19 protein-coding genes and 2 tRNA genes are annotated in these 26,350 nt (G+C 42.5%); 11 read left to right on the top strand and 10 right to left on the bottom strand.

Features of this window, described 5'->3' with window-relative positions; genetic code table 11:
- Positions 1-113: 113 nt before the first annotated feature.
- Positions 114-2,669, bottom strand: a complete 2,556-nt coding sequence (locus tag K7G75_RS08460) for an ATP-dependent Clp protease ATP-binding subunit (RefSeq protein ID WP_222983820.1) — start codon at positions 2,667-2,669, stop codon at positions 114-116.
- A 248-nt stretch (positions 2,670-2,917) separates the two neighbouring features.
- Between K7G75_RS08460 and gyrA the strand changes: the two genes are divergently transcribed.
- Together gyrA and K7G75_RS08470 are read left to right on the top strand one after the other, a co-directional pair.
- Positions 2,918-5,404: a DNA gyrase subunit A gene (gene gyrA, locus K7G75_RS08465; protein WP_222983821.1), complete on the top strand. Its 2,487-nt coding sequence runs from the start codon at positions 2,918-2,920 to the stop codon at positions 5,402-5,404.
- Between the two features lie 74 nt (positions 5,405-5,478).
- Positions 5,479-6,741, top strand: a complete 1,263-nt coding sequence (locus K7G75_RS08470; RefSeq protein WP_222983822.1) for a tetratricopeptide repeat protein — start codon at positions 5,479-5,481, stop codon at positions 6,739-6,741.
- A gap of 52 nt (positions 6,742-6,793) precedes the next feature.
- Here the strand turns inward: K7G75_RS08470 and K7G75_RS08475 are convergent, their stop codons facing one another.
- Together K7G75_RS08475 and K7G75_RS08480 are read right to left on the bottom strand one after the other, a co-directional pair.
- On the bottom strand, positions 6,794-7,546 hold the full coding sequence (locus K7G75_RS08475; protein ID WP_222983823.1) for a C40 family peptidase: 753 nt from the start codon (positions 7,544-7,546) through the stop codon (positions 6,794-6,796).
- 18 nt (positions 7,547-7,564) lie between these two features.
- Positions 7,565-8,740, bottom strand: coding sequence for an acetyl-CoA C-acyltransferase (locus K7G75_RS08480; RefSeq protein ID WP_222983824.1), 1,176 nt, complete (start codon positions 8,738-8,740; stop codon positions 7,565-7,567).
- Positions 8,741-8,851: 111 nt separating this feature from the next.
- On the opposite strand from K7G75_RS08480, the gene K7G75_RS08485 reads away from it, so the two are divergent.
- From K7G75_RS08485 to K7G75_RS08505, 5 genes are all read left to right on the top strand, one after another.
- Entirely contained in the window at positions 8,852-10,888 is a 2,037-nt protein-coding gene (locus tag K7G75_RS08485) for an HD family phosphohydrolase (RefSeq protein ID WP_222983825.1), read from the top strand.
- Between the two features lie 111 nt (positions 10,889-10,999).
- Positions 11,000-11,083 (top strand) — tRNA-Ser (locus K7G75_RS08490).
- Positions 11,084-11,110: 27 nt separating this feature from the next.
- Positions 11,111-11,185 (top strand) — tRNA-Pro (locus K7G75_RS08495).
- A gap of 310 nt (positions 11,186-11,495) precedes the next feature.
- Positions 11,496-12,665: a site-specific integrase gene (locus K7G75_RS08500; RefSeq protein WP_313777824.1), complete on the top strand. Its 1,170-nt coding sequence runs from the start codon at positions 11,496-11,498 to the stop codon at positions 12,663-12,665.
- A gap of 232 nt (positions 12,666-12,897) precedes the next feature.
- Entirely contained in the window at positions 12,898-13,449 is a 552-nt protein-coding gene (locus tag K7G75_RS08505) for a BfmA/BtgA family mobilization protein (RefSeq protein WP_222983826.1), read from the top strand.
- A 135-nt stretch (positions 13,450-13,584) separates the two neighbouring features.
- Here K7G75_RS08505 and K7G75_RS08510 read toward each other — a convergent pair whose 3' ends face one another.
- The gene (locus K7G75_RS08510; protein WP_222983827.1) at positions 13,585-13,731 is read right to left on the bottom strand and encodes a hypothetical protein; all 147 of its coding nucleotides are present in this window, start codon (positions 13,729-13,731) and stop codon (positions 13,585-13,587) included.
- 382 nt (positions 13,732-14,113) lie between these two features.
- Here K7G75_RS08510 and K7G75_RS08515 point away from each other — a divergent pair, with 382 nt between their 5' ends.
- The 4 genes from K7G75_RS08515 (at position 14,114) to K7G75_RS08530 (ending at position 18,932) form a co-directional block, all read left to right on the top strand.
- Positions 14,114-15,154 carry an AraC family transcriptional regulator gene (locus K7G75_RS08515; RefSeq protein ID WP_222983828.1) on the top strand — a complete coding sequence of 347 codons (1,041 nt, stop codon included), beginning with the start codon at positions 14,114-14,116 and terminating at the stop codon, positions 15,152-15,154.
- Between the two features lie 94 nt (positions 15,155-15,248).
- Positions 15,249-16,943, top strand: coding sequence for a serine hydrolase domain-containing protein (locus K7G75_RS08520; RefSeq protein WP_222983829.1), 1,695 nt, complete (start codon positions 15,249-15,251; stop codon positions 16,941-16,943).
- Positions 16,944-17,231: 288 nt separating this feature from the next.
- The gene (locus K7G75_RS08525) at positions 17,232-17,645 is read left to right on the top strand and encodes a hypothetical protein (protein ID WP_222983830.1); all 414 of its coding nucleotides are present in this window, start codon (positions 17,232-17,234) and stop codon (positions 17,643-17,645) included.
- 591 nt (positions 17,646-18,236) lie between these two features.
- Positions 18,237-18,932 carry an urease accessory protein UreH domain-containing protein gene (locus K7G75_RS08530; RefSeq protein ID WP_222983831.1) on the top strand — a complete coding sequence of 232 codons (696 nt, stop codon included), beginning with the start codon at positions 18,237-18,239 and terminating at the stop codon, positions 18,930-18,932.
- Here K7G75_RS08530 and hypE read toward each other — a convergent pair.
- The 6 genes from hypE to K7G75_RS08560 are packed head-to-tail and all read right to left on the bottom strand — an operon-like array spanning position 18,929 to position 26,349.
- Positions 18,929-19,954, bottom strand: a complete 1,026-nt coding sequence (gene hypE / locus K7G75_RS08535) for a hydrogenase expression/formation protein HypE (RefSeq protein WP_222983832.1) — start codon at positions 19,952-19,954, stop codon at positions 18,929-18,931. The genes K7G75_RS08530 and hypE overlap by 4 nt on opposite strands.
- A gap of 3 nt (positions 19,955-19,957) precedes the next feature.
- Positions 19,958-21,052 carry a hydrogenase formation protein HypD gene (gene hypD, locus K7G75_RS08540; protein WP_222983833.1) on the bottom strand — a complete coding sequence of 365 codons (1,095 nt, stop codon included), beginning with the start codon at positions 21,050-21,052 and terminating at the stop codon, positions 19,958-19,960.
- A gap of 2 nt (positions 21,053-21,054) precedes the next feature.
- Positions 21,055-23,310: a carbamoyltransferase HypF gene (gene hypF, locus K7G75_RS08545; protein WP_222983834.1), complete on the bottom strand. Its 2,256-nt coding sequence runs from the start codon at positions 23,308-23,310 to the stop codon at positions 21,055-21,057.
- A 1-nt stretch (position 23,311) separates the two neighbouring features.
- The gene (locus tag K7G75_RS08550; RefSeq protein WP_222983835.1) at positions 23,312-23,845 is read right to left on the bottom strand and encodes a hydrogenase maturation protease; all 534 of its coding nucleotides are present in this window, start codon (positions 23,843-23,845) and stop codon (positions 23,312-23,314) included.
- A 4-nt stretch (positions 23,846-23,849) separates the two neighbouring features.
- Entirely contained in the window at positions 23,850-24,602 is a 753-nt protein-coding gene (gene cybH, locus K7G75_RS08555; protein WP_222983836.1) for a Ni/Fe-hydrogenase, b-type cytochrome subunit, read from the bottom strand.
- A gap of 13 nt (positions 24,603-24,615) precedes the next feature.
- On the bottom strand, positions 24,616-26,349 hold the full coding sequence (locus K7G75_RS08560) for a nickel-dependent hydrogenase large subunit (RefSeq protein WP_222983837.1): 1,734 nt from the start codon (positions 26,347-26,349) through the stop codon (positions 24,616-24,618).
- Position 26,350 lies beyond the last annotated feature (1 nt).

The raw sequence follows: 26,350 nt of genomic DNA on the forward strand, positions 1-26,350 counted from the left end.
GGGGCTGTGGGAAAAATATTAGATTAAAGACCAAAATATCGTTTTAACGACAAGCGGAAAACAAAAAAAGCCGATCAAGAAGACCGGCTTTATGCTTTACAAAAATGAAAACGCTACTCCTCTGTCTCAGGTGATTTTTCCGCCTTTTTGATCTTAATGGTCAGCTCTTCATTTTTTTCGTTCAAATCCATGAATATGCTATCCCCCTCTTCCAGTTTGGAATTTACAATTTCCTCAGCGAGGGCATCCTCAATGTATTTCTGGATGGCCCTTTTCAGTGGCCTTGCACCATATTGCCTGTCAAAGCCCTTGTCGGCGATATAGTCCTTGGCCTTATCCGAAAGCCTCAGATCGTAGCCAATGTCCTTGATTCTTCCGAACAATTTGTCCAATTCAATATCGATAATGCGATTAATATCCTCTTTTTCCAATGGGTTGAAGACGATTACGTCATCAATTCGGTTCAAGAATTCCGGGGCGAATGCCTTCTTCAGCGCATTTTCGATAACGCTTTTTTGGTGTGTATCGGCTTGGGCTTTTTTTGCTGCCGTTCCAAATCCCACACCTTGGCCAAAATCCTTTAGCTGCCTTGCCCCAATGTTGGAAGTCATGATGATGATGGTATTCCTGAAGTCTATTTTTCTTCCAAGGCTGTCGGTCAAAAAGCCATCATCCAAAACCTGCAACAACATATTGAAGACATCGGGATGGGCTTTTTCCACTTCATCCAACAAGATTACGGAGTACGGTTTACGTCTTACCTTTTCTGTCAACTGCCCGCCTTCTTCATAACCCACATATCCCGGAGGTGCACCCACCAATCGCGATATGGCAAATTTTTCCATGTACTCGCTCATATCGATTCGTATGAGCGCGTCTTCAGAATCAAAAAGTTCTTTGGCCAATATTTTGGCAAGTTGTGTTTTTCCGACCCCGGTCTGTCCCAAGAAAATAAAAGAACCAATAGGTTTGTTTGGGTCTTTGAGCCCTGCACGGTTTCGTTGAATGGCCTTGGCCACTTTGGCCACCGCCTCATCTTGCCCTATGACAAATCCTTTGATCAGGTTTGGCAATTCGGCCAGTTTGTTGCTCTCGGTCTGGGCAATTCGATTTACGGGAATACCGCTCATCATGGAAACCACATCGGCTACATTGTCCTCTGTTACCGTTTCCCTGTGCTGCTTGCTCTCTTCTTCCCAACGTTCCTGAGCTGTGGCCAGCTCTTTTTCGAGGCGCTTTTCGTCGTCGCGAAGTTTGGCGGCCTCTTCATATTTCTGCTTTTTGACCACGCTGTTCTTCAACTCACGTACATCTTCCAATTGGCTTTCCAGTTCCAAAATTTGTTTTGGCACATCCATGTTCACAATGTGCACCCGGGAACCTGCCTCATCCAGTGCGTCAATCGCTTTGTCTGGCAAAAACCTATCGGTCATGTACCTGTTGGTAAGCTTGACACAGGCCAGAATGGCCTCATCGGTATAGTTTACATTATGGTGGTCCTCATATTTTCCTTTGATGTTCATCAAGATTTCGATGGTCTCTTCTACTGTGGTAGGTTCCACCATCACCTTTTGGAAACGACGTTCCAGCGCACCGTCCTTCTCGATGTACTGTCTATATTCATCCAAGGTTGTGGCACCGATGCATTGGATTTCTCCTCGTGCCAAGGCAGGTTTGAACATATTTGAGGCGTCCAAACTTCCTGTGGCTCCTCCAGCACCTACAATGGTGTGGATTTCATCGATGAATAGTATGATGTCATCATTCTTTTCCAGTTCGTTCATCACCGCTTTCATGCGCTCTTCAAACTGACCTCGATATTTGGTACCAGCGACCAAAGAGGCCAAATCCAGCGTGACCACTCGTTTGTTGTAAAGAATCCTAGAAACCTTTTTGTTGATGATGCGCAACGCCAAGCCTTCTGCAATGGCACTTTTACCCACGCCCGGCTCACCGATCAGCAAAGGGTTGTTTTTCTTTCTGCGGCTAAGTATCTGCGATACCCGCTCAATCTCCTTTTCCCTTCCCACTACGGGGTCGAGTTTGTTGTCCTCGGCAAGTTTGGTCAAATCCCTTCCGAAGTTGTCAAGCACCGGGGTCTTGGATTTTTTGCTTCCCTTTTGTGAGGAACTTGATCCAAAAGTACTTTCCTTGGCCTCTCCGCCATCATCGGGATCTCCTGGAAAGGATTCCGCCCTTGGGGAATCCACGTAGTCGTCGTCGCTTGTTATCATGGATTTGAACTGTTCCTTCACATTGTCATAGTCCACTTTTAGTTTGTGGAGCAATTTTGTGGTGGGGTCGTTCTCATTTCTAAGTATGCAGAGTAACAGGTGGGCGGTATTGATGGAAGAACTTTGAAATAGTTTGGCTTCCAAAAAGGTTGTTTTTAGTGCCCGCTCGGCCTGTCTTGTCAGGTGTAGGTTTTTTTTGTCTTTTTGCATGGCCCCCGTATTTGGATTGGCCGGGCTCAGGATTTCCACTTTTCTTCTAAGATGTTCCAAATCTACATCCAGGGCATCCAAAATGTTTATGGCCTTGCCATTGCCATCTCTCAAAAGACCGAGCATAAGATGTTCCGTTCCAATAAAGTCATGGCCCAATCTAAGGGCCTCTTCTTTGCTGTACGCTATAACGTCTTTTACTCTGGGGGAAAAATTGTCGTCCATACGTTTCTCTTTCAGCAATTAAAATTAATAAAACTATCATTACCGTGGTCAAATACCATACCCATATTCGATAAACTAGTGGTAAAAGTCGAAATAAGTGTCATTTTTTTACAGTTTAACATAGCTTTATAATCGTTGGCCAACTGTTGATAATTTTTTTAATAAAGTGTGGGCCCTTGGCTTTGAAAGGTGTGATTTTCCGTATATTGCCATGATATTTTAACCACAAAAAACAATACGATTTTAGCATGGCTGAAGGAGAAAAGTTAATTCCTGTCAACATTGAGGATGAGATGAAATCTGCCTACATTGATTATTCAATGTCGGTCATTGTGTCACGTGCCCTGCCAGATGTTCGGGATGGCCTAAAGCCCGTTCACCGAAGGGTTCTTTTTGGAATGCATGAATTGGGTGTGCGATCTTCGAGTGCGCACAAAAAATCTGCCCGTATTGTTGGGGAGGTGCTCGGTAAATACCACCCGCATGGTGATACCTCCGTCTACGATACCATGGTACGGATGGCCCAGGAGTGGAGTTTGAGATATATGCTCGTCGACGGTCAAGGTAACTTTGGATCCGTTGATGGCGACAGTCCAGCGGCCATGAGGTACACCGAGGCCAGAATGCGCAAGATTGCCGATGAAATGTTGGCGGACATTGAAAAGGACACTGTGGACCATCAATTAAATTTTGATGATTCCCTGCAAGAACCTACCGTCCTTCCTACCCGAATACCCAATCTTTTGGTCAACGGCGCATCGGGAATTGCAGTAGGAATGGCAACCAACATGCCGCCCCACAATCTTTCCGAAGTAGTGGACGGTACTATCGCATACATCGATAATCATGACATTGAAATCGATGAGCTCATCACACATATTAAAGCACCGGATTTCCCAACAGGAGGAATTATCTACGGATACGATGGTGTAAAAGAGGCATTCCATACGGGAAGAGGCCGTATCGTGATGAGAGCCAAAGCCTCGTTCGAGGAAGTACAGGGCAGGGAATGTATCATAGTTACGGAAATTCCCTATCAGGTGAACAAGGCGGACATGATCAAAAAGACCGCCGATCTTGTCAATGACAAAAAAATAGAAGGTATCGCCTCTATCCGCGATGAATCGGACAGAAAAGGGATGCGCATTGTTTACATCCTCAAGCGCGATGCCATTCCAAACATCGTGTTGAATACGCTTTATAAGTATACCGCATTGCAGTCATCCTTTAGTGTGAACAACATTGCCCTGGTAAAAGGCAGGCCTGAATTGCTCAACTTGAAGCAGATTATCCACCATTTTGTGGAACACAGGCATGAGGTTGTCGTTAGAAGGACCACTTTTGAATTGAAAAAGGCTGAGGACAGGGCACATATTCTTGAGGGGCTTATCATTGCCTCGGACAATATTGATGAGGTGATTGCCATTATCCGGGGTTCTTCCAATGTGGATGAGGCCCGCAGTAGCTTGATGGAGCGTTTCAAGCTTTCCGAGCTGCAGGCGAAGGCCATCGTGGAGATGCGCTTGAGGCAGTTGACCGGTCTGGAGCAGGACAAATTGCGTGAGGAGTATGACGAGCTTTTGAATACCATCGAGGACTTAAAGGACATCCTGGCCAAGAAAGAAAGGAGAATGCAGGTCATCAAAGATGAGCTGCAGGAGGTAAAGGAGAAATATGGCGATGAGAGGCGCTCGGAAATCAATTTTGCCGGAGGGGACCTCAGCATTGAGGATATGATCCCTGATGAGCAAGTCGTCATTACCATTTCCCATGCCGGATATATTAAAAGGACACCACTTTCGGAGTACAAAACCCAAAATAGGGGTGGAGTGGGACAAAAGGCGTCCTCCACACGAAATGAAGATTTTCTAGAACACCTGTTTGTGGGGACGAACCATCAATATATGTTGTTTTTCACCCAAAATGGTAAGTGTTTTTGGATGCGTGTCTACGAAATTCCAGAAGGAAGCAGGACTTCCAAGGGAAGGGCGATACAGAACCTTATCAACATAGAAACCGAGGATAAGGTGAAAGCATTCATATGCACGCAAGACCTAAAGGATGAAGACTATGTGAACGGGCACTACGTGATCATGGCCACCAAAAAGGGCACCGTGAAAAAAACCTCGTTGGAACAATATTCAAGACCACGTCAAAATGGTATCAACGCCATTACCGTAAAGGATGGGGATGAACTATTGGAAGCCAAGCTTACCACAGGTACCAGTCAGATCCTATTGGGATTAAGATCGGGCAAAGCCATTCGATTTGAAGAGAGCAAGACCCGTCCCATGGGAAGGAATGCAGCCGGTGTCCGTGGAATAACATTGGCCGGTAAAAAAGATGAGGTCATTGGCATGGTCTCCGTACACAATTTTGACGACGATATACTGGTCGTTTCCGAAAATGGATATGGAAAACGTTCATCCATAGAGGACTATCGAGTTACCAATAGAGGAGGGAAGGGCGTAAAGACGATTTCAATTACAGAAAAGACAGGTGGTCTTGTGGCCATAAAAAATGTATCAGATACCGATGACCTAATGATCATAAACAAATCTGGTATTGCCATTCGTATGAGTGTGGAAGATCTTCGGGTAATGGGCCGTGCCACGCAAGGCGTGAAATTGATTAACCTAAAAGGTGATGACTCTATTGCCGCGGTTGCCAAGGTAATGAAGGAAGACGATCCACTTGACGATACCGATATCAAGGAAATTGAGGTGAATGAATGATAATGGCATGGCTATTGATAATTGCAGTTCGGACAAAAAAGAATAATCAATAAACACTAATAATTAAATTAAACATGAAGACTAAAGTTTTAATACTACTTGCAATAAGTATTTCAGCTTTTGGATTTTCCCAAAAAGATGAAATCAAGGAGGCGGAAAAGGCCATGAAAAAGGGTGACTTGGAAACGGTAAAAAGTGCTTTGGACGGCGCAGCCGCATCGATTGATGCCGCAGATGAAAGACTGCAGGCCCAGTATTATGCCCTAAAGGGCAATTTGTACTCGGATCTTGCCAAAAAAGGCGATGAATCTGCATTCCAAACAGCCATTGATGCCTACAAAAAGGTAATCTCCATTGAAGAAGCAAGCGGAAAAGAGAAATACGCTCCAGGAGCCACGCAAAGTCTTGCCCAAATGACCAGCGATTTGGTTAATGCCGCAGTGGAGGACAACAATAACCAGGAATTTGGCAAAGCTGCCGAGAAATTGTACCTGAGCTACAAGTTGAGTCCTGCGGACACTGTGTATTTGTATTATGCGGCCAGCAGTGCCGTAAATGCACAGGATTACGAGAATGCACTTACCTACTACAATGAATTGAAAGATGTTGGCTATGATGGGAGTTCGGTTAGTTTTACCGCTGTGAACATTGAGACCGGTGAGGTGGAAACCATGGATGAAACCACCCGGGATCTATATGTGAAGGCAGGAACCCATAAGGACCCAAAGAAAGAGAAATCGCCTTCAAAGCGACCTGAGATTGTGAAAAATATAGCTTTGATATACCAACAATTGGGAGATAGCGAAAAGGCTTTGGCCGCCTACAGCGATGCACGTTTGGAGGATCCAAACGACGTAAACCTTGTTTTGGGGGAGGCCAATCTGTACTATTCCATGGGTGATAAGGACAAGTTTAAGGAGTTGATGGCGGAAGCTTCCGCCATGGCACCGGATAATGCTGATTTGTTGTACAATATTGGGGTTATCAGCATGGAGCAGGGGAACTTGGAACAAGCAAGGGAATCCTACAAAAAGGTTTTGGAAATAGATCCCGGATATATCAATGCGTTGCTCAACCTTTCTACAACCTATGTAGACGAAGGAAATGGTTTGATTGACGAGATGAACAGCCTTGGAAGTTCAAGAGCAGATATCGCAAGGTACGACGAGTTGAAAAAGAAAAAAGATGATTTGTTCAGGGAAGGCGCCCAGGTTCTGGAAGAAGCATTGAAATCCAATCCTGACAATGAAAGTGTTTTGACCCAATTAAAGAACATTTATGGAGCTTTGGGAGATACCGAAAACTTCATGAGGATGAAAAAGCTTTTGGGCGAGTAACTAACAGTATTATTTATAGAAAAAGCCCCGAAATTTTTTGGGGCTTTTTTTTTTAAATGATTTTTTTGATGACACGGAGTTGATGCGAATACAATCTTTCATCCACATTAAAAATTCCCGTATGGTCTAACCTGTCAATTCGCACGTGCCCGTGGGCGTGAATAATGTAGTTGTCCTCCAAAATGACACCTACATGGTCTATTATCCCTTCCTTATTGTCAAAAAATGCCAGATCGCCCGGCTCGCTTTCTTCAATGAAACTAAGGGGCACACCTTGCTTGGATTGGGCTTCTGCACTGCGATGCAACGAGTATCCATTTATTTTGTAGACCATTTGCGTCAATCCGGGTGCATCAATCCCAAAAGGAGTCTTTCCTCCCCATTGGTAAGGTGCCTCTGTATACATCAGAGCTGTCTCAATAAGACTGCTCTTCGGAAGCTCTCCGCTTACCTTGTCCCCTTCGAAGGTATGTTTAAGGACGGTGGAAGACGAAACAACAGAGCCCAGTACAATGGGCTTAAGAATCCCATTAGCTGCACGAATATGCGAAACCAAGTTCGAGGAGAAAGATGTATTCTTGGAGGTAACAAGGGCATTAAAAACATCTTCCGAGATAAATGAAATCTGGTTGTTATGTACCCAACCCTCTTGGCTATCATATGCCACCCGAATCCTGCTCCATGTTTTTCTTCGTTCCAGGACCTTGATATGTTCTCCGTACAATAATTGGGAGACCATTTCCGAACCGTTTTCTGGTTGATTTCTAATGGGAACAATGCTCAAATGGCAAATTCCATATTCCATGCATGATCGGTTCGATGTCTAACTTCTTTCCAAAACAATTGCAGATGCACCTCCACCGCCATTGCAGATGGCCGCTGCGCCCAATTTGGCATTTTGTTGTTCCAAAACACTGAGTAGGGTTATGGTAATCCGAGCTCCAGAACATCCAAGCGGATGCCCCAATGATACGGCCCCACCGTTCACGTTCACGTTCTTGTCCGTTAATCCCAATAACTTCATATTGGCCAGACCAACAACGGAAAAAGCCTCATTGAACTCAAAAAAATCAATGTCATCAATTGATACACCTGCCCGGTCCAATGCTTTTGGCAGTGCCTTTGCCGGTGCAGTGGTGAACCATTTTGGTTCTTGGGCAGCATCTGCATACCCTTTTATTGTTGCCAAAGGTTTCAGTCCAAGTTCCTTGGCTTTATCGGCACTCATCAGGACCAGTGCCGCAGCACCATCGTTAATGGTGGATGCGTTGGCGGCGGTTACCGTTCCATCTTTAGTAAAGGCCGGCCTCAAAGAAGGAATTTTATCAATATTCACATTCCTATATTCTTCGTCTTCAGTTACCACGATAGGTTCCCCACGTCGCTGTGGCACTTCCACGGGTACCACTTCATTGTTGAACTTTCCCGCTTTCCATGCCTCTGCAGACCTGTTGTAGGACTGAACGGCAAAGTTGTCCTGTTCTTCCCTGCTAAATTTGTGTTCCACCGCACAGGCATCCGCACAAACACCCATCGCATTTTGATCGTAGGCATCCACCAGACCATCCTTTTGCATCCCATCGACCAAAGTCGCCGGGCCGAACTTTAAACCATTCCTCATGTAGGCATAATGAGGAATAAGGCTCATATTTTCCATGCCGCCGGCAATAACAATGGCATTTTCGCCAAGCGCTATGGATTGTGCTCCCTGCATGATTGCTTTCATACCAGATGCACAAACCTTGTTCACAGTAGTACAGGGAACCGAATCGGGAATTCCGGCACCCAGAGCAGCTTGTCTGGCCGGGGCCTGTCCCGTACCTGCTTGGACTACGTTGCCCATTAGGACCTCGTCCACCAGTTTTGGGTCAAGATTTATTTTTTTTAAAGCCCCTTGAATGGCGATTGATCCCAATTTGGGGGCCGGTATCGATGATAGCGCCCCCATAAAACTGCCTATGGGCGTCCTGGCTACCGAAACAATGACAACTTTGTTCATATATGCATGTTTGATTGTGCGAAAATACTAAATTTCAACGCAAGCTCTAGGAAATGTAACAAGCACGGGTCTTATTTATATTTTCTATTTTTGATGGCAATTGCGCAGAGGATGGGAAAAATTTTGGACAAGACGTACAAATATCAATCACTGACCTATAAGTACTTTCTTTATTTGGTTTCGGTGGCACTGATCGTGTTTTTTTTCCCGAAGGGGGGCAAGTTTAAATACGAGTTCCAAAAAGGAAAGCCATGGCAATATGAAAGTCTATACGCACCCATTGACTTCTCCATAAAAAAGACCGATGAGGAGCTTGCCAATGAAAAACTCTCGCTCCGTAATTCAAAAACGGATTACTTTACCGCCGATGTTTCCATTTTTGAAGAGGTGAGGACCAGCTTCACCGCTGATTTTCAAAATACATTCGCTTCTAACAACTACACTGCCCGTCAACGCAGGACCATGTTGGAAGCAGGGTATTCCGCAATCGATAGTTTATATAGATTTGGGATTTTTCAGGATTTACCAACCGCCAACACCAATGTTTTGGTAAAGAACAACGAGGCAACACCATTGACCCTCAAGGACTTTTTGACCCTCGAGTTGGCAAAACAATTGGTGGCTCCCTTGCTGTCCAAGAAAAATCTGGCCGATACCAGGACATTGGAAAACTTGGTTCGGCAGAATTTGAGGCCCAATGTCTTTTACAACGAACTGCTGACCGAGAAGGCCTTGGAAGAAGACCTTGCAAAAATTTCGTTGACCCGTGGCGAGGTTTCCAAAGGAAGGCTCATAATTGCCAAGGGTGAAGTGGTTGAGGCAGAAAACTTCAAGATGCTGAGTTCCTTGAAAGTGGAATATGAGTCGGAGCTATGGAGGGGTACCAATTATTATTTCATCATTTTGGGATATACCATTCTGGTGGCCCTTGTACTGGTGATGCTGTTTCTGTTCCTCAAAAGGTACAGGAACGAGATATTTAGGAACAACAACAAGGTCACTTTTATCTTTTTCAACATACTCGTGATGGTTTTGGCCACCACATTAATGGTAAAGAATAATGAGAATTACGTTTTTGTAGTGCCCTTGTGCATACTTCCGTTGGTACTCAAAAACTTTTTTGACGCTCGATTGGGTCTTTTTGTCCATGTGCTTACCATACTCATCCTTGGATTTGTGGTGCCAAACAGTTTTGAATACATCTTTTTGCAGACCATTGCGGGAATTGTTACCATACTCACGGCCTCCGAGTTGTACAAAAGGGCCAACCTTTTCGTTTCAGTAGGACAGATCACCTTGATTTACATCATTGGATATTTTGCTTTTCATGCCATTCATGAAGGAAATCTGGATAATATTGAGTGGATCCTGTTCGGCATATTTGTTCTCAACGGATTGTTGACGTTGTTTGCACAGCCCCTTATTTATATCTATGAAAAAATGTTCGGGCTCATTTCAGATGTATCGCTTTTGGAACTTTCGGACACAAATTCCAAGCTTCTAAAAGAATTATCGGACAAGGCTCCGGGTACATTTCACCATTCCTTGCAGGTGGCCAATTTGGCCGAGGCTGCCGCAAACGAGATAAGGGCCAACGCTATGTTGGTAAGGGTAGGGGCGCTTTATCACGATATAGGAAAAATGCACAAGCCAACCTATTTCACGGAAAATCAGGTAACCAATGTAAACCCCCACGACGACCTTCCGCCCAGGGAGAGTGCCAAGATCATTATTGACCATGTGATCAAAGGAATTGAGATAGCCAGAAAGAACAATATTCCAGATAGGGTCATTGATTTTTTGAGGACGCATCACGGAACGACCTCCGTCTATTACTTTTACAAAAAACAACAGGAGATAGAAGAAAATGTGGATGAAGATGATTTTAGGTATCCCGGTCCTATTCCTTTTTCAAAGGAAACGGCCATTTTGATGATGGCGGATGCGGTGGAAGCAGCTTCAAAAAGTTTAAAGAACCCCACATTCTTGATAATTGATGAGTTTGTGGAGAAAATTGTGAAAGGACAGATGCAGGCAGACCAGTTCCTGAATGCCAACATCACCCTAAAGGAAATTGAGATGGTCAAAAAGGTGTTGAAACATAAACTCACCAATATATACCATCTTAGGGTGGAATATCCCGAGTAGGCGCAGTGCGATTGGGTTCGCCAAAAAAATAGGAAAATAGTTGCGATCTTACGGATGAAAAGGTACATTTGCATCCGCATTTTCAGAGTGCACGTTCATAATACTTTTATAGGAGAGGTGCCGGAGTGGTAACGGAGCAGATTGCTAATCTGTCGACGGGTAACCGTCGCCTGGGTTCGAGTCCCAGTCTCTCCGCTTTTTCTTTTGAAGGTTATTATTTTTCGGGGTGTAGCGTAGCCCGGTTATCGCGCCTGCTTTGGGAGCAGGAGGCCGCAGGTTCGAATCCTGCCACCCCGACGAACCACTTTTTAGTGGATATCAAAGCACTGTCAACTGGCTGATTGACAGTGCTTTTCATTTTTACTGCATTCATCTGATATCATCTAAAACCATATAAAAGGTGTAGAGTTCGGTGAATGAATTGGTACGTTCCTTGTGCATAATTTTGATAGCATATAAGGCTATTTAAGGTCGTCTTTGCAAACAATCAATGTTTCACTCAAAAGACCTGTAACATGCGGAACAACAGTACATTGAAGGTGCTCATCTTTACAAGGGACCACACACACACAATCCAGAAAAACTTACAATCTACGCCCGGATAACCGTGGACGGAAAGAGGGCAGAGATAAGTTTGAAACGTCGGACTTCGGTGAATGAATGGGACGAGATCAGGGGCAGGGTCATCGGGTTTTCCCAAAAGGCAAGAATCTTGAACAGCTATCTCGATGAAGTCTATGTCCAGATCATGGATGCCCACAAAAGGCTGATGGGAGAGGGGAAGGTTATAACCGCCCAAGCCATCAAGGCCCGTTTTCTGGGGCAGGATGACCAAAACAAAACTTTAAAAGAACTTATATGCTATCACAATACTTCACAGGTTTTGGTACCCAAACCAGGGACCATGAAGAACTACTACTCAACGGAAAGGTATCTCCATAAATTTTTGGAGAACAAATTGAACCTCTCCGACATCTTCCTGAAACAATTGAACTACAGGTTCATAACTGATTTTGAACAATACTTAAGAACCTATCAACCCAAAAAAGCGAGAAAGACCTGCTCCAACAATGGGATCATGAAACATTTGGAACGGTTGATGAAAATGGTGAACCTGGCCGTGAAACCGGAATGGCTGGAAAAGGATCCGTTTCGAAACTACAAGCTCAATTTTCATAAGACAGAACGAAGTTATCTGACTGAAAGGGAACTTCGCTTAATTGAGGAAACGACTTTTAGAGGTGCTGGTTATGAGAAAGTAAAGGATGTATTTCTATTCTCCTGCTATACCGGGCTTTCCTATATCGATGTCAAGGAATTAAAATCCCATCAGTTGGTTTTGGGAATTGATGGAAACCTTTGGATACATACCAAAAGGGAAAAGACCAATGAAACAATAAAGATTCCATTATTGCCCAAGGCTAAAATGATACTGGAGAAATATAAGAGTGGATTGCAAAAAGATGTCCTTGAAAAAGTATTGCCCGTTTTCAGCAACCAGAAAACGAACAGTTATCTAAAGGTAATTACCAAAGCATGTGGTATCCATAAGCATGTCACCTTCCATACGGCGAGGCACACTTTTGCCACGACAATAACATTGTCCAATGGAGTACCAATTGAAACCGTTTCCAAAATGTTGGGCCATACCAAACTCACCACTACCCAGATTTATGCTAGGGTACTTGAAAGGAAAGTGGGAGAGGACATGCAAAACCTTATTACAAAAATGGAAACCAAAAATAACATTGAGGAAATGCAATATCAGGAAAGGTGAAAAGGCATTTCATGTTTTCAGGATTTGATAGTGGAACGGTCAAATTCGGAAAAGCAAGAGGGTAACGCGCTAAAGCGACGTTACGCTATCAAAATTGATTTTAAAACATTGAAAATCAATATTTTAAAAAAGGATTAAAAAGTGACTGGAAAACTTTAATTGTAACAATTGAACTCAAAACCTTTATAAACAGGGCTTTTGATTGTAACAATAATAGTGGAAAAACAGGAAAATGGATGGATTTGGAACCATACGGCTGCACCATAGAACCATTAAAAGGTTCAGGCGATTTTCAAGGAAGATCACAAAATCATATTCCGAGACCTTGGAATCAATCATGGACTTTTTTGAATGGCATGGAATCGCCCCTTCAAATAGGTTTCCGAAGCGGGTTGATGAAGACGGGGAGAAGACACGCAAAAGGATAAATGCCCTTATCGCTATCGTAAGGGATATAGAAAAGACCCAGACATTGCCAACGAACGAAATGCTATTGGCCCTTTTTGGACATCATGAAATAGTTAAAAAGAATAAAGAACCAATACGGGAAGAAACGATGTTCAAGAAATTGACCAGGGAGGAATGGAACAAATTGGAAAAAACGGTGCCGAAGGTTAAATATGAGTTTTTGGAACAGGATTATAAAACGGCAACTAGTACAGCTTTGCATTTTCTGGAAAGGGTGGAGTGGGTCAAGCCACGGTTTGGGACTCCCTATTACAGAGTGGACACAGATGCAGGAGAACCGCACGTTCTTAAAAAGAGGTTCAAGGACGGATTTTAATAAGTGCCTCGCTCAGTAGTATTAGTCTTCTATGAGTTTTCCAAATCAAATTCCGATAAAAATGGGTTCATTGTTTTTCCCATTCAATACACCCCGTCCTTTTGCGGGGGAGATATTGAAGGAAAAAACAATGTGTTAAGAGTTGTGCGCATAGACGCTAACGTACGGTGTCCCGCGATTGACGGCCGCGAACATTCTGGCGCTGAGCTTGTTCCTTATAATATTGATCGTGCTCATTTTGTTCTTTCCCTCTTCCGTCCTTCTTTCATAATAGCGTTTCATTTCCGGATTGTACTGTATGGCAGCGGTAGCACACGTGTTCAGGATGCCCTTGAGTTTCTACAAAAACTGTTGAGAAGTATATCAATAGCCTTCAAGATTCTGGATGAAAAATTAAAAAGAATTGACATCATTCTTTTTTTGCTTTCAAAACGGAGGTGTTTTTTATAGAACTTGAATAACAGATAATATAAAAACCCTTGCACCTGTGAAAGCTTCTATTTGCTTAGTCGAGAATAACGGAGTCGAACTAATGTCAATCCCTTCACAAACTTCATTCATACAGGAAAGTAACATTATCTCTATTTATTCTTATTCTACTTGACCCAATCTCTCAAAATATGTAAATGACGGTGTCAATTTATATCTTTGATACGTTGACTCTATGTCTTTTGAAAACTACATCTTGTTTTTTTTTAGTGCCCTAGGGGTATTCAATGGTCTTGTGCTTACCGTTTACTTTTTGGTTATTGCCAAGCCTTGGCACATTTCAAATGGTTTTTTTGCATCATTGCTATTAGTATTGTGCATCCGTATCGGGAAATCTCTGTTTTTTTATTTTAATCCCGATCTGGCGAACACCTACATTCAGCTGGGAATCTCCGCATGCTTTTTTATTGGTCCACTTTTATACTTTTATAGCCTCTCTATTTTTAAATCTAATAGCTTGGTTTTCAGGTACTGGAAACTTCATTTAATTCTATTGGCCTTGATCATTTGTATTGCGGGGGTTTATTTTCCATATAGGGGACATTTGGCATTATGGAAAAATTACTTCATGAATATTGTTTATGTACAGTGGTTCATTTATATGTTATTAACGGCCTTTATAATTTTTCCAACAATTAGAAAAAAATGGCTTCAAAATGATAAAATACCAACAATATATTCCTGGGTTATAAATGTGTTTTTAGGAACCCTTGCCGTTTTCGCAGCTTATGTAACTGGCTTTTATACCAGCTACATTGTTGGCGCTCTCAGTTTTTCGGTAATAACTTACTTGTTACTATTGTTTTTCATATTTAACAAAAACAAGAAATCAGTTTTGTACTTAAGCAGTTTAAAACTGGAAAAGCGTAAAATCCCGAACGAAAAAGCCTCAGAACTATTGATAAAGCTTAAACAGCTAATGGATGACGAAAAAGTATATCTAAACCCAAATTTGAAGTCAGAGGATTTAGCGGAAAGGCTTGGTGTGTCTGTACACGGGTTATCTTCACTCCTCAATGATACAATGGGAAATCGCTTTACGGAAATGGTCAATAATCACCGAATTGAATTTGCCAAGCAATTGATGCTTTCAAACAAAAATCTAACGCTTGAAGCAATTGGGCATGAATCTGGATTTAATTCCAAGTCTACCTTCTATAATTCCTTCAAAAAAAGTGTTGGTGTCACTCCTGCCATGTATCTAAAACAACTATAGATCTTTGTTCAAACTTATAAATTGATACTTCTTTGGCACAAAAAAATTAGCTGAGAGATAAAATATATGGCAACTTGGCATAAAAACTCCAAGTATGTCCTCTTATCAAAAATGCCTTTATAGTTTATTTGCCATTTTATTTTTTAGTGGATTATTAAAGGCACAACATCTCAGCAATCAGCAAAAAGAAAAAATAAATTCCATTTTTAATAGCTACAAAAGCGCTCCTGGCTGTGCCGTTGGAATATTTAAAAAGGGAGAAATCATATACTCCAATGGATATGGATTATCCAATATTGGTTCTCAAGAGTTTGTTAGTGACAGAACAGTTTTTGATATTGCCTCTGTCTCCAAACAATTTACAGCGGCCTGCATTTTTTTGTTGGAAGCAGAAGGTAAGCTTTCACTTGAAGATGAAATACAGAAATACCTTCCTTCTATTCCAAAATATAATGGACAAACCATTAGCGTAAAACACCTATTAAATCATAGCAGTGGTTTACGCAGTTATTTAAAGCTTCTCTTTGCAAAAGGAATTTCTTGGGATTCAAAATTCACAAATAAAGATGGATTGGAGCTTATGGCCGAACAGCGTGGGTCAAACTTTGAACCTGGAAGCAAATTCTCTTATAGCAACACAGGGTATATGTTATTGGCAAGCATAATAGAGATTGCAAGTGGCAAACCTTACCCAGAATATGCCCAAGAAAAACTATTCAATCCCTTGGGAATGACCAACACCTATATTGGTCAGACCAAAAGGAAGAAAGAAAAAGCTATTGGGTATACAGAAACCGGTGAGGGCTATCAAGCAGCACATTATGATAACAATTCCGTTATTGGGGATGGAGGAGTATATTCCAATATTTTGGATTTTTTCAAATGGAGTGAAAATTTTAAAACCGGAAAGGTTGGGGGGGAATTGCTCATAAAAAAAATGACAACCTCTGGATATTTAAAAAACAACCGTCCAACCAACTATGGCGGAGGACTCTTTTTAGGGGATTATCAAAATATACCAGGCCTATACACCATTGGACATTCCGGTGAATGGGGAAGTTTTAGGTCTTTGTTTTTCAAATTTGTTGAACAGGATATTGCCTTTGTACTGTTAAGCAACAATGCAAATACCAATGTTTGGTCTTTATTAAATCAATTGGTCGGTAGTGTAATGCAAATGGAGGTTGAAGAAGCAAGGAATTCCCTGTTGACAAATGAAACAAAAAAAACAAAAGAAGCATCCGCAGTTGTAATTGATAAAAAAGACCTCTCTACATTCTTGGGTCATTATTTTAATCCGGTTGAAGGAAATACCAGAACTATCGGCATTGAAAATGATACACTGGTTTATCAGCGATCAAATGGAGTTGGAACCAAACTTATCCCTATGGAAAAAAACAGTTTTCATTTCATGGACATGCCCCATGTAACTGTAAAGTTTGATATGGGGTCCCAACCATGCAGCTTGTCTTTGGACATCAATGGTCGTACATCCTTTCAGTTTAATAAATATATCCCGCTAGAATATGATTCCAAAGAGATTGAACAATTTACAGGAAACTATTATTCCGATGAATTGGATACAACTTATCAAATAAAAAGCAAAGGAAAACAGCTATTGGCTCTCATAAAGGATTCAGATACGATTACGTTAAACCCGGTAATGAAAAATATATTCAACGAGGTTCACTTTGGATATTTAAAATTTGAAACAAACAAAAAGGGAAGAATAAATGGTTTTACGGTGAATGACGAACTGATCAACAACATTCATTTTGAAAGAATATAAATCATAATGGTCACCTAAATAATACCTTAGGATGTTTGAGAAATTTTCATAAAAGTGTAAAAATTATGCGATGCTTCAGTTTAGGTTACATCCATTGACCCTTATCTTCTTTTGCATGCCAACCTCAAAACCATAAAAATGTGGAAGTGGCACCTTTCAAACAAAAAGGACATTGCTCCATAAATGCAATTAATTATGAAAACCTTTTATTATACATTCTTGGTTTCAATTTTGTTTATTCTTACTAGCTGTCAAAAAAATTGTAACGACCCCGTTTGGGCGGTTGCAATGAAAACCGCTAAAAATGGGGAAATTGTTGAGGGTTCAAAGAAGGCACTGATAAGCGCAATACGAAATGGTGCGGACATTAAAATAGGTTGGGGCTCCAAAGGGAAAAACCATATTATTGAACATTTGGCAACACCAATTTGGTTGGCAATATTAGATGAAAATGAGGTGCTTGCCCATTTATCTCCCCAAGTTTTATCCAATGTTGATTGGGAACATCTTGAAGCCAACTATGAGAAGAAGGAAATGATTCGATGGGAGTGGCGTGTTGTAATCACCTCAAAGGGTAGTTTTGATGCCATCTGGTACGACAGAAAGTATGATACTTTAATAAAAAGAATTCCCCAACAACATGCCATGACCTGGTTTATTAAATCCATAGCAACTTCAGCTAACAAAAACCTATACCAATAGCCAAAAGATTTGCAAAATGGTAGGTGTAAAGTCACCTGATCTGTTACCTACCTCCAACAAAAGTTGCTGTAATTATATTTTTTGCATTTTCTTACGGAAATTTCATCTTTATTGTATATTTGCACTCGCAAAAACGAAACGAATTTTGCATGGAATTGTACTAATTTGGGTGCAGTTAAGAGTTCGGTTAAGTCATCTTAGTTTTCAGTGTAAAGCATTGATATAAAATAAGTTATAGGTGGTAAAAACATCCTGCCACCCCGACGAACCAGTTTTCAAGTGGTATCAAATCCTGCTAATTGACCGATTGACAGGATTTTTCATTTTTACCCAAATCATTCAAGATCTTATTCAAGGTTTATAGTGGGATGAATCAATCCAACAAAACGGTGTAAGGAGATGAGGTTAAGTTGAATGTAATATTCAGCATCTGATTTTCAACTCAAATATCTATACCAAGTCGTTGTTCCAAGGAAATTCTACCCAGTCCATCAAAATATGTTGACAATTGCCCCAAGGTTTTAAGATCTTCCGGTCCCTAAAAGCTGTAAATTTAGGAGAAGAATAATTTCACACCCAAAAATCATGGAAATGACCTTTCCGTTAACCGCCGGTTTGATAGCCTCCATACTGCATGTGATAACTGGTCCAGACCATCTTGCTGCTGTAGCGCCATTTGCCATAGAATCGAAAAGAAAAGCATGGAAAATTGGACTCTTTTGGGGCATTGGCCATTTGGTGGGAATGATGGCCATTGGACTGCTTTTTGCAATTTTTAAAGAGATTGTTCCGATTGATGAAATATCAAAATACAGTGAACAATTGGTGGGTTTTGTTCTTGTGGGAATTGGTGTTTGGGCCTTGTTTCGAATTTTTAGGAAAAAAAACAAGCACGATCATCTACACATCCATGCGGAAAACCCTCCCGTGATTCATTCCCATGAGCATCAACATGATAATGGAACCCATCAACATACGCATCAAAAGAAATTGGGGCAGAACCACCTGGCTTCATTCTCCGTAGGAGTATTGCATGGTTTGGCCGGTGTATCCCATTTTTTGCTATTTCTCCCAGTATTGGGCTTCGAGACCCAATTTGATTCGGTTTCCTATATTATTGGTTTTGGAATTGGAATACTTGTGGCGATGGTCACCTTTGCATTTGTAATGGGCAAGGTTTCCTCACTTGCCAAAAATGGTCACAACGAAGTTTTTTTCAATGGAATCCGCATGGCTGGTGGGTTGTTTGCCATAGTCATTGGGGTGTATTGGTTTTTTAGCAACTAACAAATCCTTGGCAATTGTTCCCCAATCATGGGGGTTACCATTCGCTTGCCCCCGATGGTGCTTTGCATGACAACTTTTTTGGGATGTTCGGCAGTAATTGATCCAATGCAATTGGCCCTCATGCCCTTATCATCATTCCTCATCAATTCCACGACCGCTTCCTCTACCTCGGCATCAACAACGGCAACAAAGATTCCCTCGTTGGCCACATATAGGGGATCCAGTCCCAAAATTTCGCAGGCCGCCGCAACTTGGTCATCAATAGGGATATGGGCTTCACTTATAACAATGCCTTGTTGAATGTCATTGGCGATTTCAGAAAGGACACTGGCCAAACCACCCCGTGTTGGATCCCTGAGCAGATGTATTTTGTCTCCAAAAGCATCCAATAGATCATTCACCAAATAATTCAAATTGGTGGTGTCACTTTTTAGGGTCGATTCAAATTGAAGACCTTCTCGTTGCGACATAATGGCCATGCCATGCTGTGCAATGGGACCGCTGATAATAATTTTATCCCCAGTCTTGATGTTGTCAGCTGAGATATTGGCCTTTGGATGTACCTTACCAAAACCGGTGGTGTTGATAAAGATTTTATCTCCTTTGCCACGTTCCACAACCTTGGTGTCACCGGTAATAATTTGAACGCCACAATGGTCAGCGGTTGCCTTGATGGAATCCACGATTTTTACAAAGTCGTTTATTGCCAATCCCTCTTCAACAATAAAGGCCAGGGATAAGTATTTTGGAGAGGCCCCGCACATGGCCACATCGTTTACCGTGCCGTTGATTGCCAATTCACCAATATTTCCACCTTTAAAAAAAATAGGCGATATCACAAAACTGTCCGTGGAGATGGCCATGCTTCCTTCAATTTTGATAATTGACCCATCATGTTTTTGGTCCAGATATGGATTGCTGAATTTTTCAAAAATTATCTTGTCCAGAAGTTCCCTTGTCATCAAACCTCCACTACCATGGCCCAGATTAATGGTGTCGAACTCAAAGTCTTTAGTATCCATAAGCTAAGACGAAATCAGATTATCGGAAAAATGGTAATATGCGGCACAGGCTCCTTCCGAGGAGACCATAGGTGCACCCAACGGATTGGATGGTGTGCATGCTTTTCCAAATTGATCGCACTGGTGCGGTTTTTTTATGCCCTTAAGAATTTGCCCGGCGATGCATTGGGGATTTTCAGGAGTTCCGACTGCACTGATTCCAAACTTGGATTCAGCATCAAAAGCCCCAAACTTGGCAGTGAGGCGATAACCACTGCTCGGTATTTTGCCTATACCACGCCATTCCCGATCTCCTATTTCGAAAACAGCCTCAATAATTTTTTTGGCCTCAACATTTCCCTCTTCGCGTACCACCCGTGCATATTGGTTTTCCAATTTATATTTACCCTTTTCCAACTGTAGTACGGCCATATAGATTCCCTGGACCAAATCCAATGGTTCAAACCCGGTTATCACAATAGGAATCTTATATTTTTTAACCAAGGGGTAGTACTCCTGCAAACCCATTATGGCACAAACATGTCCGGCACCCAGAAAAGCATCGATGCTACAAAACTCATCATCCAATATACCTTCCATTGCCGGAGGCACAAGTACATGGGAAACCAAAATGGAATAGTTTTTCACGTTTTCTTTTTGGGCATGCAGCACGGAAAGGGCATTGGCTGGGGCTGTTGTTTCAAAGCCTACCGCGAAAAAAACCACTTCTTTTTCGGGATTTTCCTTGGCAATGTTCACAGCCTCCAAGGGAGAGTACAAAATACGAAGGTCCCCTCCATTGGCCTTGGCTTCCAACAGGCTTTTTTTGCTTCCGGGCACACGTACCATATCACCAAAAGAGCAGAGAATAACCCCATTTTCCAACAACTCTATAGCTTTGTCGATTAGGTTTAGTGGGGTCACACAAACGGGACAGCCCGGGCCGTGTATCATTCGCACACCATCCGGGAGCAGGTCCAAGATGCCATTCTTTACCAGGCCATGGGTTTGCCCACCACAGATTTCCATGATGTTCCAGGTGTTGGTAGTGGCCCTTTCAATCAGCTTTAAATAACTTTTTGTGGCCTCGAGGTTTCTATATTCGTTCAAATACTTCATCTTTAATTTTTTATGTGTTGATGGTACATAATTTGCCCGAAAGAAATATTCTCGTCGTTTGGACTTAAGTTACGATTAAAATATAGCTTGTATTCGGTTCCGGACAGTTCTTTTAGCATATCTACCAATGCGGTATTTTGAAATACCCCGCCACTAAATGCGATTTCTTTGATTTTTAGCGTTGCTGCCACTTTGAAGATACAATCGGCCAGGGTGAACAAGAAATTAACGATGATTTCTTGCTTCGGTACTCCGCTCACATAATCAGAATAGAGGCTCTTCAATAGTTTTTGGGTTGGGATTGTAGCGTTTTTGATTTCTGGTAGGTAGGATTTGCAATTTTCCTGCTTGTAGTGGTCAATTTGGTTTTCAAGTAGAATGGCCGCCTCACCCTCATAGGTATTAAAATCGCATAGTCCCAATAATGAAGCGACAGCATCAAAAAGGCGACCCACGGATGAGGTCTTCAGCGTGGTGTTTTCTTTTAGGTTTTTATAGATGGCAATTTCCCTTTCCGAGAACTTTTTCCTCACCACGGGCTCCATAGTATGCGTTGCAAGCGAGAGCAGGGAGATTCTCGGTTCCTTGGACATTTTGTCTCCAGCCAACCAATCAAAATAGTCAAAATGTCCAACACGTTCCATACTTTCGGAATGAAAACTGAAGAACTCACCTCCCCATATTTGGGCATCATCACCATAACCTGTTCCATCCCAAACCACGCCTAAAATGGGAACCTTGCTCTCAAAAAGCCCATGCTCACCCAACACTGAAGCAAAATGGGCCTTATGGTGTTGAATTTGATAGAGCGGTACGTTCCATTTCTTTGAAAGCTCCACCCCTAAATGTGTGCTTGAGTAGGCCGGATGCCTGTCCGTTAAAACTAGTTCTGGATTTTGCTCAAAAAGTTCCGTGAATTTGGTGGTGGTCTGCACGTAGCGCTCGTAAACGTCAAAATGATCTAGATTTCCCAAATATTGACTCACATAGAGGTAATCGTTAGGAAGAAAGGCGATGGTACTCTTTAAGTGGCCACCCATGGCCATCACTTTTTTATCGGTTTTGACGGAGGCATCAAAATTGGGGCTAAGTCCCCTTGAACGCCTAAATAGCACTTTCTCGTTGAATTTGGCACTGAATTTCACCACCGAGTCGTCCTGTGGGTTGGTAATTTTCAGGTTGTGGTCCAAAAAGCAATCTGCAATACCTTTCAGTTCTTCATGGGCCATTTTTTGGGAACTGATAATGGGTGAGCCATGAATGTTGCCACTTGTGGCAACAATCGGAATGCCCAATTCAAGGGCCAATAACTGTAAAATGCCAGAGTAGGGGAGCATAATGCCCAATTGGTTCAACCCCGGCGCTAACTCATTTAATGCCAAAATTCCTTTAAAACCTTTTTTCGGTAGGATTACTATTGGACTCTCAGGTGAGGTCAACAACTCCTCTTGTTCCTTATTGATGCCCAAATGTTGTTTCAACAAAGACAAGGAAGGATACAAAATGGCAAAGGGTTTGGTTGGGCGGTTCTTTTTCAAGCGGAGTCTTTGTATCACTGATGCATTCTGGGCATCACAGCACAACAAATAACCGCTGGTGTTTTTTATGGCAATTATGGACCCCGTCAGCAATAAATCGGTGGCTTTTTTGAAGATGTTGTCATCAGGAATAACCGTTCCATCTGAATCGGTCAACTTTAGACTGATTCCACAATCGGAACAGGAATTGGTCTGGGAATGAAACCGCCTGTCCATTGGATTGTGATATTCCTTTGCGCAACTATCGCACATTTTGAAGGCGTCCATGTTCGTATGGTTCCGCTCGAACGGAAAGGAATTGGTGATGGCCCACCTTGGACCACAGTTTACACAGGTGGTAAAGGGATACTGGTAACGTTTGTTGTTTTTGTCATTGATTTCTTCCTTGCAATCCTCGCAAATCGCAAAATCTGGGGTGAGTTGCAAATTTAGTTTTCCGGATTTTTGTGAGGGAACTATGGTGAACTCCTCAAAAGCACGGTAATCAATTTCCAACAAATGATGGTCCACTATTTTTGAAACCTTTGGCGGATTTGTAATCAAGTGCTTGTAGAAGTCGTACGCATCATTTTTCGAACCAGAAATGTAAATGATAACGCCTTCTTCATTATTGGAAACTGTGCCCTTCAAATTCATTTTTTTTGCCAGTTTGAACACGTGGGGCCTAAATCCTACCCCTTGAACACGACCTGTTACCGTTATTTTGAAGGATTTTGACACCTTATGTGATTTGGAGGTGCAATGTTTCCGCCAAATCTACAATCCGTCCAATGGTCTCCGGGATTGCCTTTTTTACGTTGGGCGACAGTTGGATTGTCATGGGACTTACATTTTTTACAGAAATCGTAAAGAGGTACAGATCCGGTTTGGTCTCCATAAGGTAGACCGCTTCGATCATATCCTTAAGTCCAACGTCATGAACGCTAAGTGCGGAAGGAAAGTCACTGGCGAATTTTGGTTGGATCAATGAAATGGCTCCTTCTTCTTTTCCATCCATCGTGGCATCCACAAAAATTATCTTGGAATAACTCTCAAAACAGTTTAGCAAAAGGAATCCACCCGTACCCCCATCCAAGATATCAACGTATGGTGGAAGTTCCATGCTGTCCATTTCTTGGATTAAATGGACACCTACACCTTCATCGCCCATAAGGTAATTGCCAACACCCAGGACCAATATGCTCCTTGACTTGTCTTTTTCAAAGAAAAAGGCGTCGCTAGATATGGCCACGGGTTTTTTATCCAATTCTGACATGATTTTACTCCACTGGTTCCATTACTTCTTTGTCCAAGGGCTCATCTACCACTTCCTCTTCCGGCATCTTTGAGAGACGCTCCTCCCGAACAAATTTATATCCCCCGAACATGGATGAAACCTCACCTCTTCCTTCAAGCCAATCATGATAGAACACCAAATAAACATGAATCAATGTAAACAGGATAAAAAGCCAGGTTGCAGCATGGTGTATGGTCCTAACCATAAAGTCACCACCAAAGAGCGGTACTACCCAGTCGAACATTTTTGGCAACCACCAACCCGCAGTTGAGGAATAGAGTCCAAAGCCCGTGAACACTTGCACCAATGCCAGTAAAAATAGAACGGCATAGGAGAATGCCGCCACACTGTTGTGGCCAATGCTTATGTTTTTCACATCCGGATTTTTTTCATTTGCAAGAAAAATATCCACCTTGATCACATGCAAAAAATTGCTCCACATTTTTTTATTGAAGGGCCAAAAGGCTCGCCAACTAGAAAATTTGTTCCCAACAAATGACCAATATATCCTAAGGATCATATTGAAAAAGAAGACATAGGCCGTGGCAAAGTGAATAAAACGTACTGTGCCGAACCAATAAATCTCGCTTGCTTCCGCATTGGACAGAATGGCTGGTGGATTTGCGATTATGAAACCCGTAATGGCCAGAATGGTAATGGCCAGTGCATTGATCCAGTGGAAAATCCGAACTGGAAGCTCCCAAACATATACCCGTCTAAATTTTCGTGTTTCCATGGCCTCTTATTTACTAGATTTCGCAGCTTGAAACATTCTGTACTTGTGAAATATGCTTTCCATGTTCATCATAGAGATGCACCGCACATGCAATGCAGGGGTCAAACGAATGGATCGTCCTGATGATTTCCAAAGGCAGTTCGGGATCTGCCACAGGAGTTCCCAGAAGGGTGGATTCGTAAGCGGACCGTTGACCTTTTGGGTCCCTAGGTGATGCATTCCATGTGGAAGGGACCACCAATTGGTAATTTTCCGTTTTGCCGTCCTTGATTTTGATCCAGTGGGCCAACGACCCTCTTGGAGCCTCTGAGAAGCCCACGCCTTTTGACTCACTTGGCCAGGATTCTGGTTCCCATTTGTCCATATTGGCCATTCTAGAGTCACCATTTTTGATGTTCTGCAGCAAGGTGTCATAAAACTCCATGGTCCAGTTGGCCACCAACTGTGTCTCTATGCCCCTGGCAGCGGTTCTTCCTAATGTGGAGAATAGAGCATCAACCGGCACGTCGAGGTGGCTCAGGGCACCATTGACAACATCCTGGATTTCTTTGTTTCCACGGGCGTAACCCACTAAAAGTCGGGCTAAAGGGCCAACTTCCATAGGTTTTCCCTGCCAACGTGGAGTTTTGATAAAGCTGTATTTTTGACTGACATCCAACTGGTCATAAGGGGGTTTGGGACCAGAGTAGTTGATTTTGGTCTCACCATCCCAAGGGTGTTTCCCCTCGGCCCTTCCTTCCTCATATTCATCATACCATGAATTGTTGACAAATTCGGCTATGTCATCGTTTCTATGGTCCACATCATATACTTTGGATAGGTCTCTGTCCAAAATGATTCCCTGTGGGAATTTAAAATTGGAAATATCAGCATATCCATTGGTTGGAAAATCACCATAGGACATATAGTTGCCGAATCCTTTTCCAATGGCCCCCCAATCTTTATAAAAGGAGGCTATGGCCAAAAGGTCGGGGATATAGACCTGTTCGATGAACTGTTTTCCTTCCTTGAGCAATCTTCCCACATAGGCCAATCGCTCGGCATTGATTCCACCAGGGCTTTCTGTATTAATGGCACATGCCATTCCGCCGACCAAATAATTGGGATGTGGGTTCTTACCACCAAAAATGGTATGGACCTTCACAATTTCTTTTTGCCACTCCAGGGCTTCCAAATAATGCGCAACCGCTAAAAGGTTTACCTCGGGGGGCAGTTTCATTTGGGGATGGCCCCAATACCCATTGGCAAAAATCCCCAACTGGCCACTTTCGACAAACTTGGTTATCCTTTTTTTGATATCGGAAAAGTAGCCCGGCGAGCTTTTTGGCCAATTGGATATGCTTTGGGCAATTCTGGATGTCTCGGCGGGATCGGCTTGTAAAGCGTTGACCACATCTACCCAGTCCAAGGCATGGAGATGATAAAAATGAACGGTATGGTCATGCATGTACAGCGCACCTTCCATAATGTTTCTTACCATTTCCGCATTGGGTGGAATCTGGATTCCCAAGGAATCCTCAACAGATCTTACCGAGGCCAGTGCATGCACGGTAGTGCACACCCCACAAGCTCGTTGCACAAAGGCCCAAACATCTCTGGGATCTCTTCCTTTAACAACATTTTCAAGACCCCGAACCATAGGGCTGGAGCTGTAGGCATCGGTTATCTTTCCATCCTTTACCTCAACTTCTATCCTCAAATGCCCTTCGATTCTGGTAATGGGGTCTACTACAATTCTATTTGCCATG

Source organism: Flagellimonas meishanensis (assembly GCF_019880545.1).
GTDB classification, from domain to species: Bacteria; Bacteroidota; Bacteroidia; order Flavobacteriales; family Flavobacteriaceae; genus Flagellimonas; species Flagellimonas meishanensis.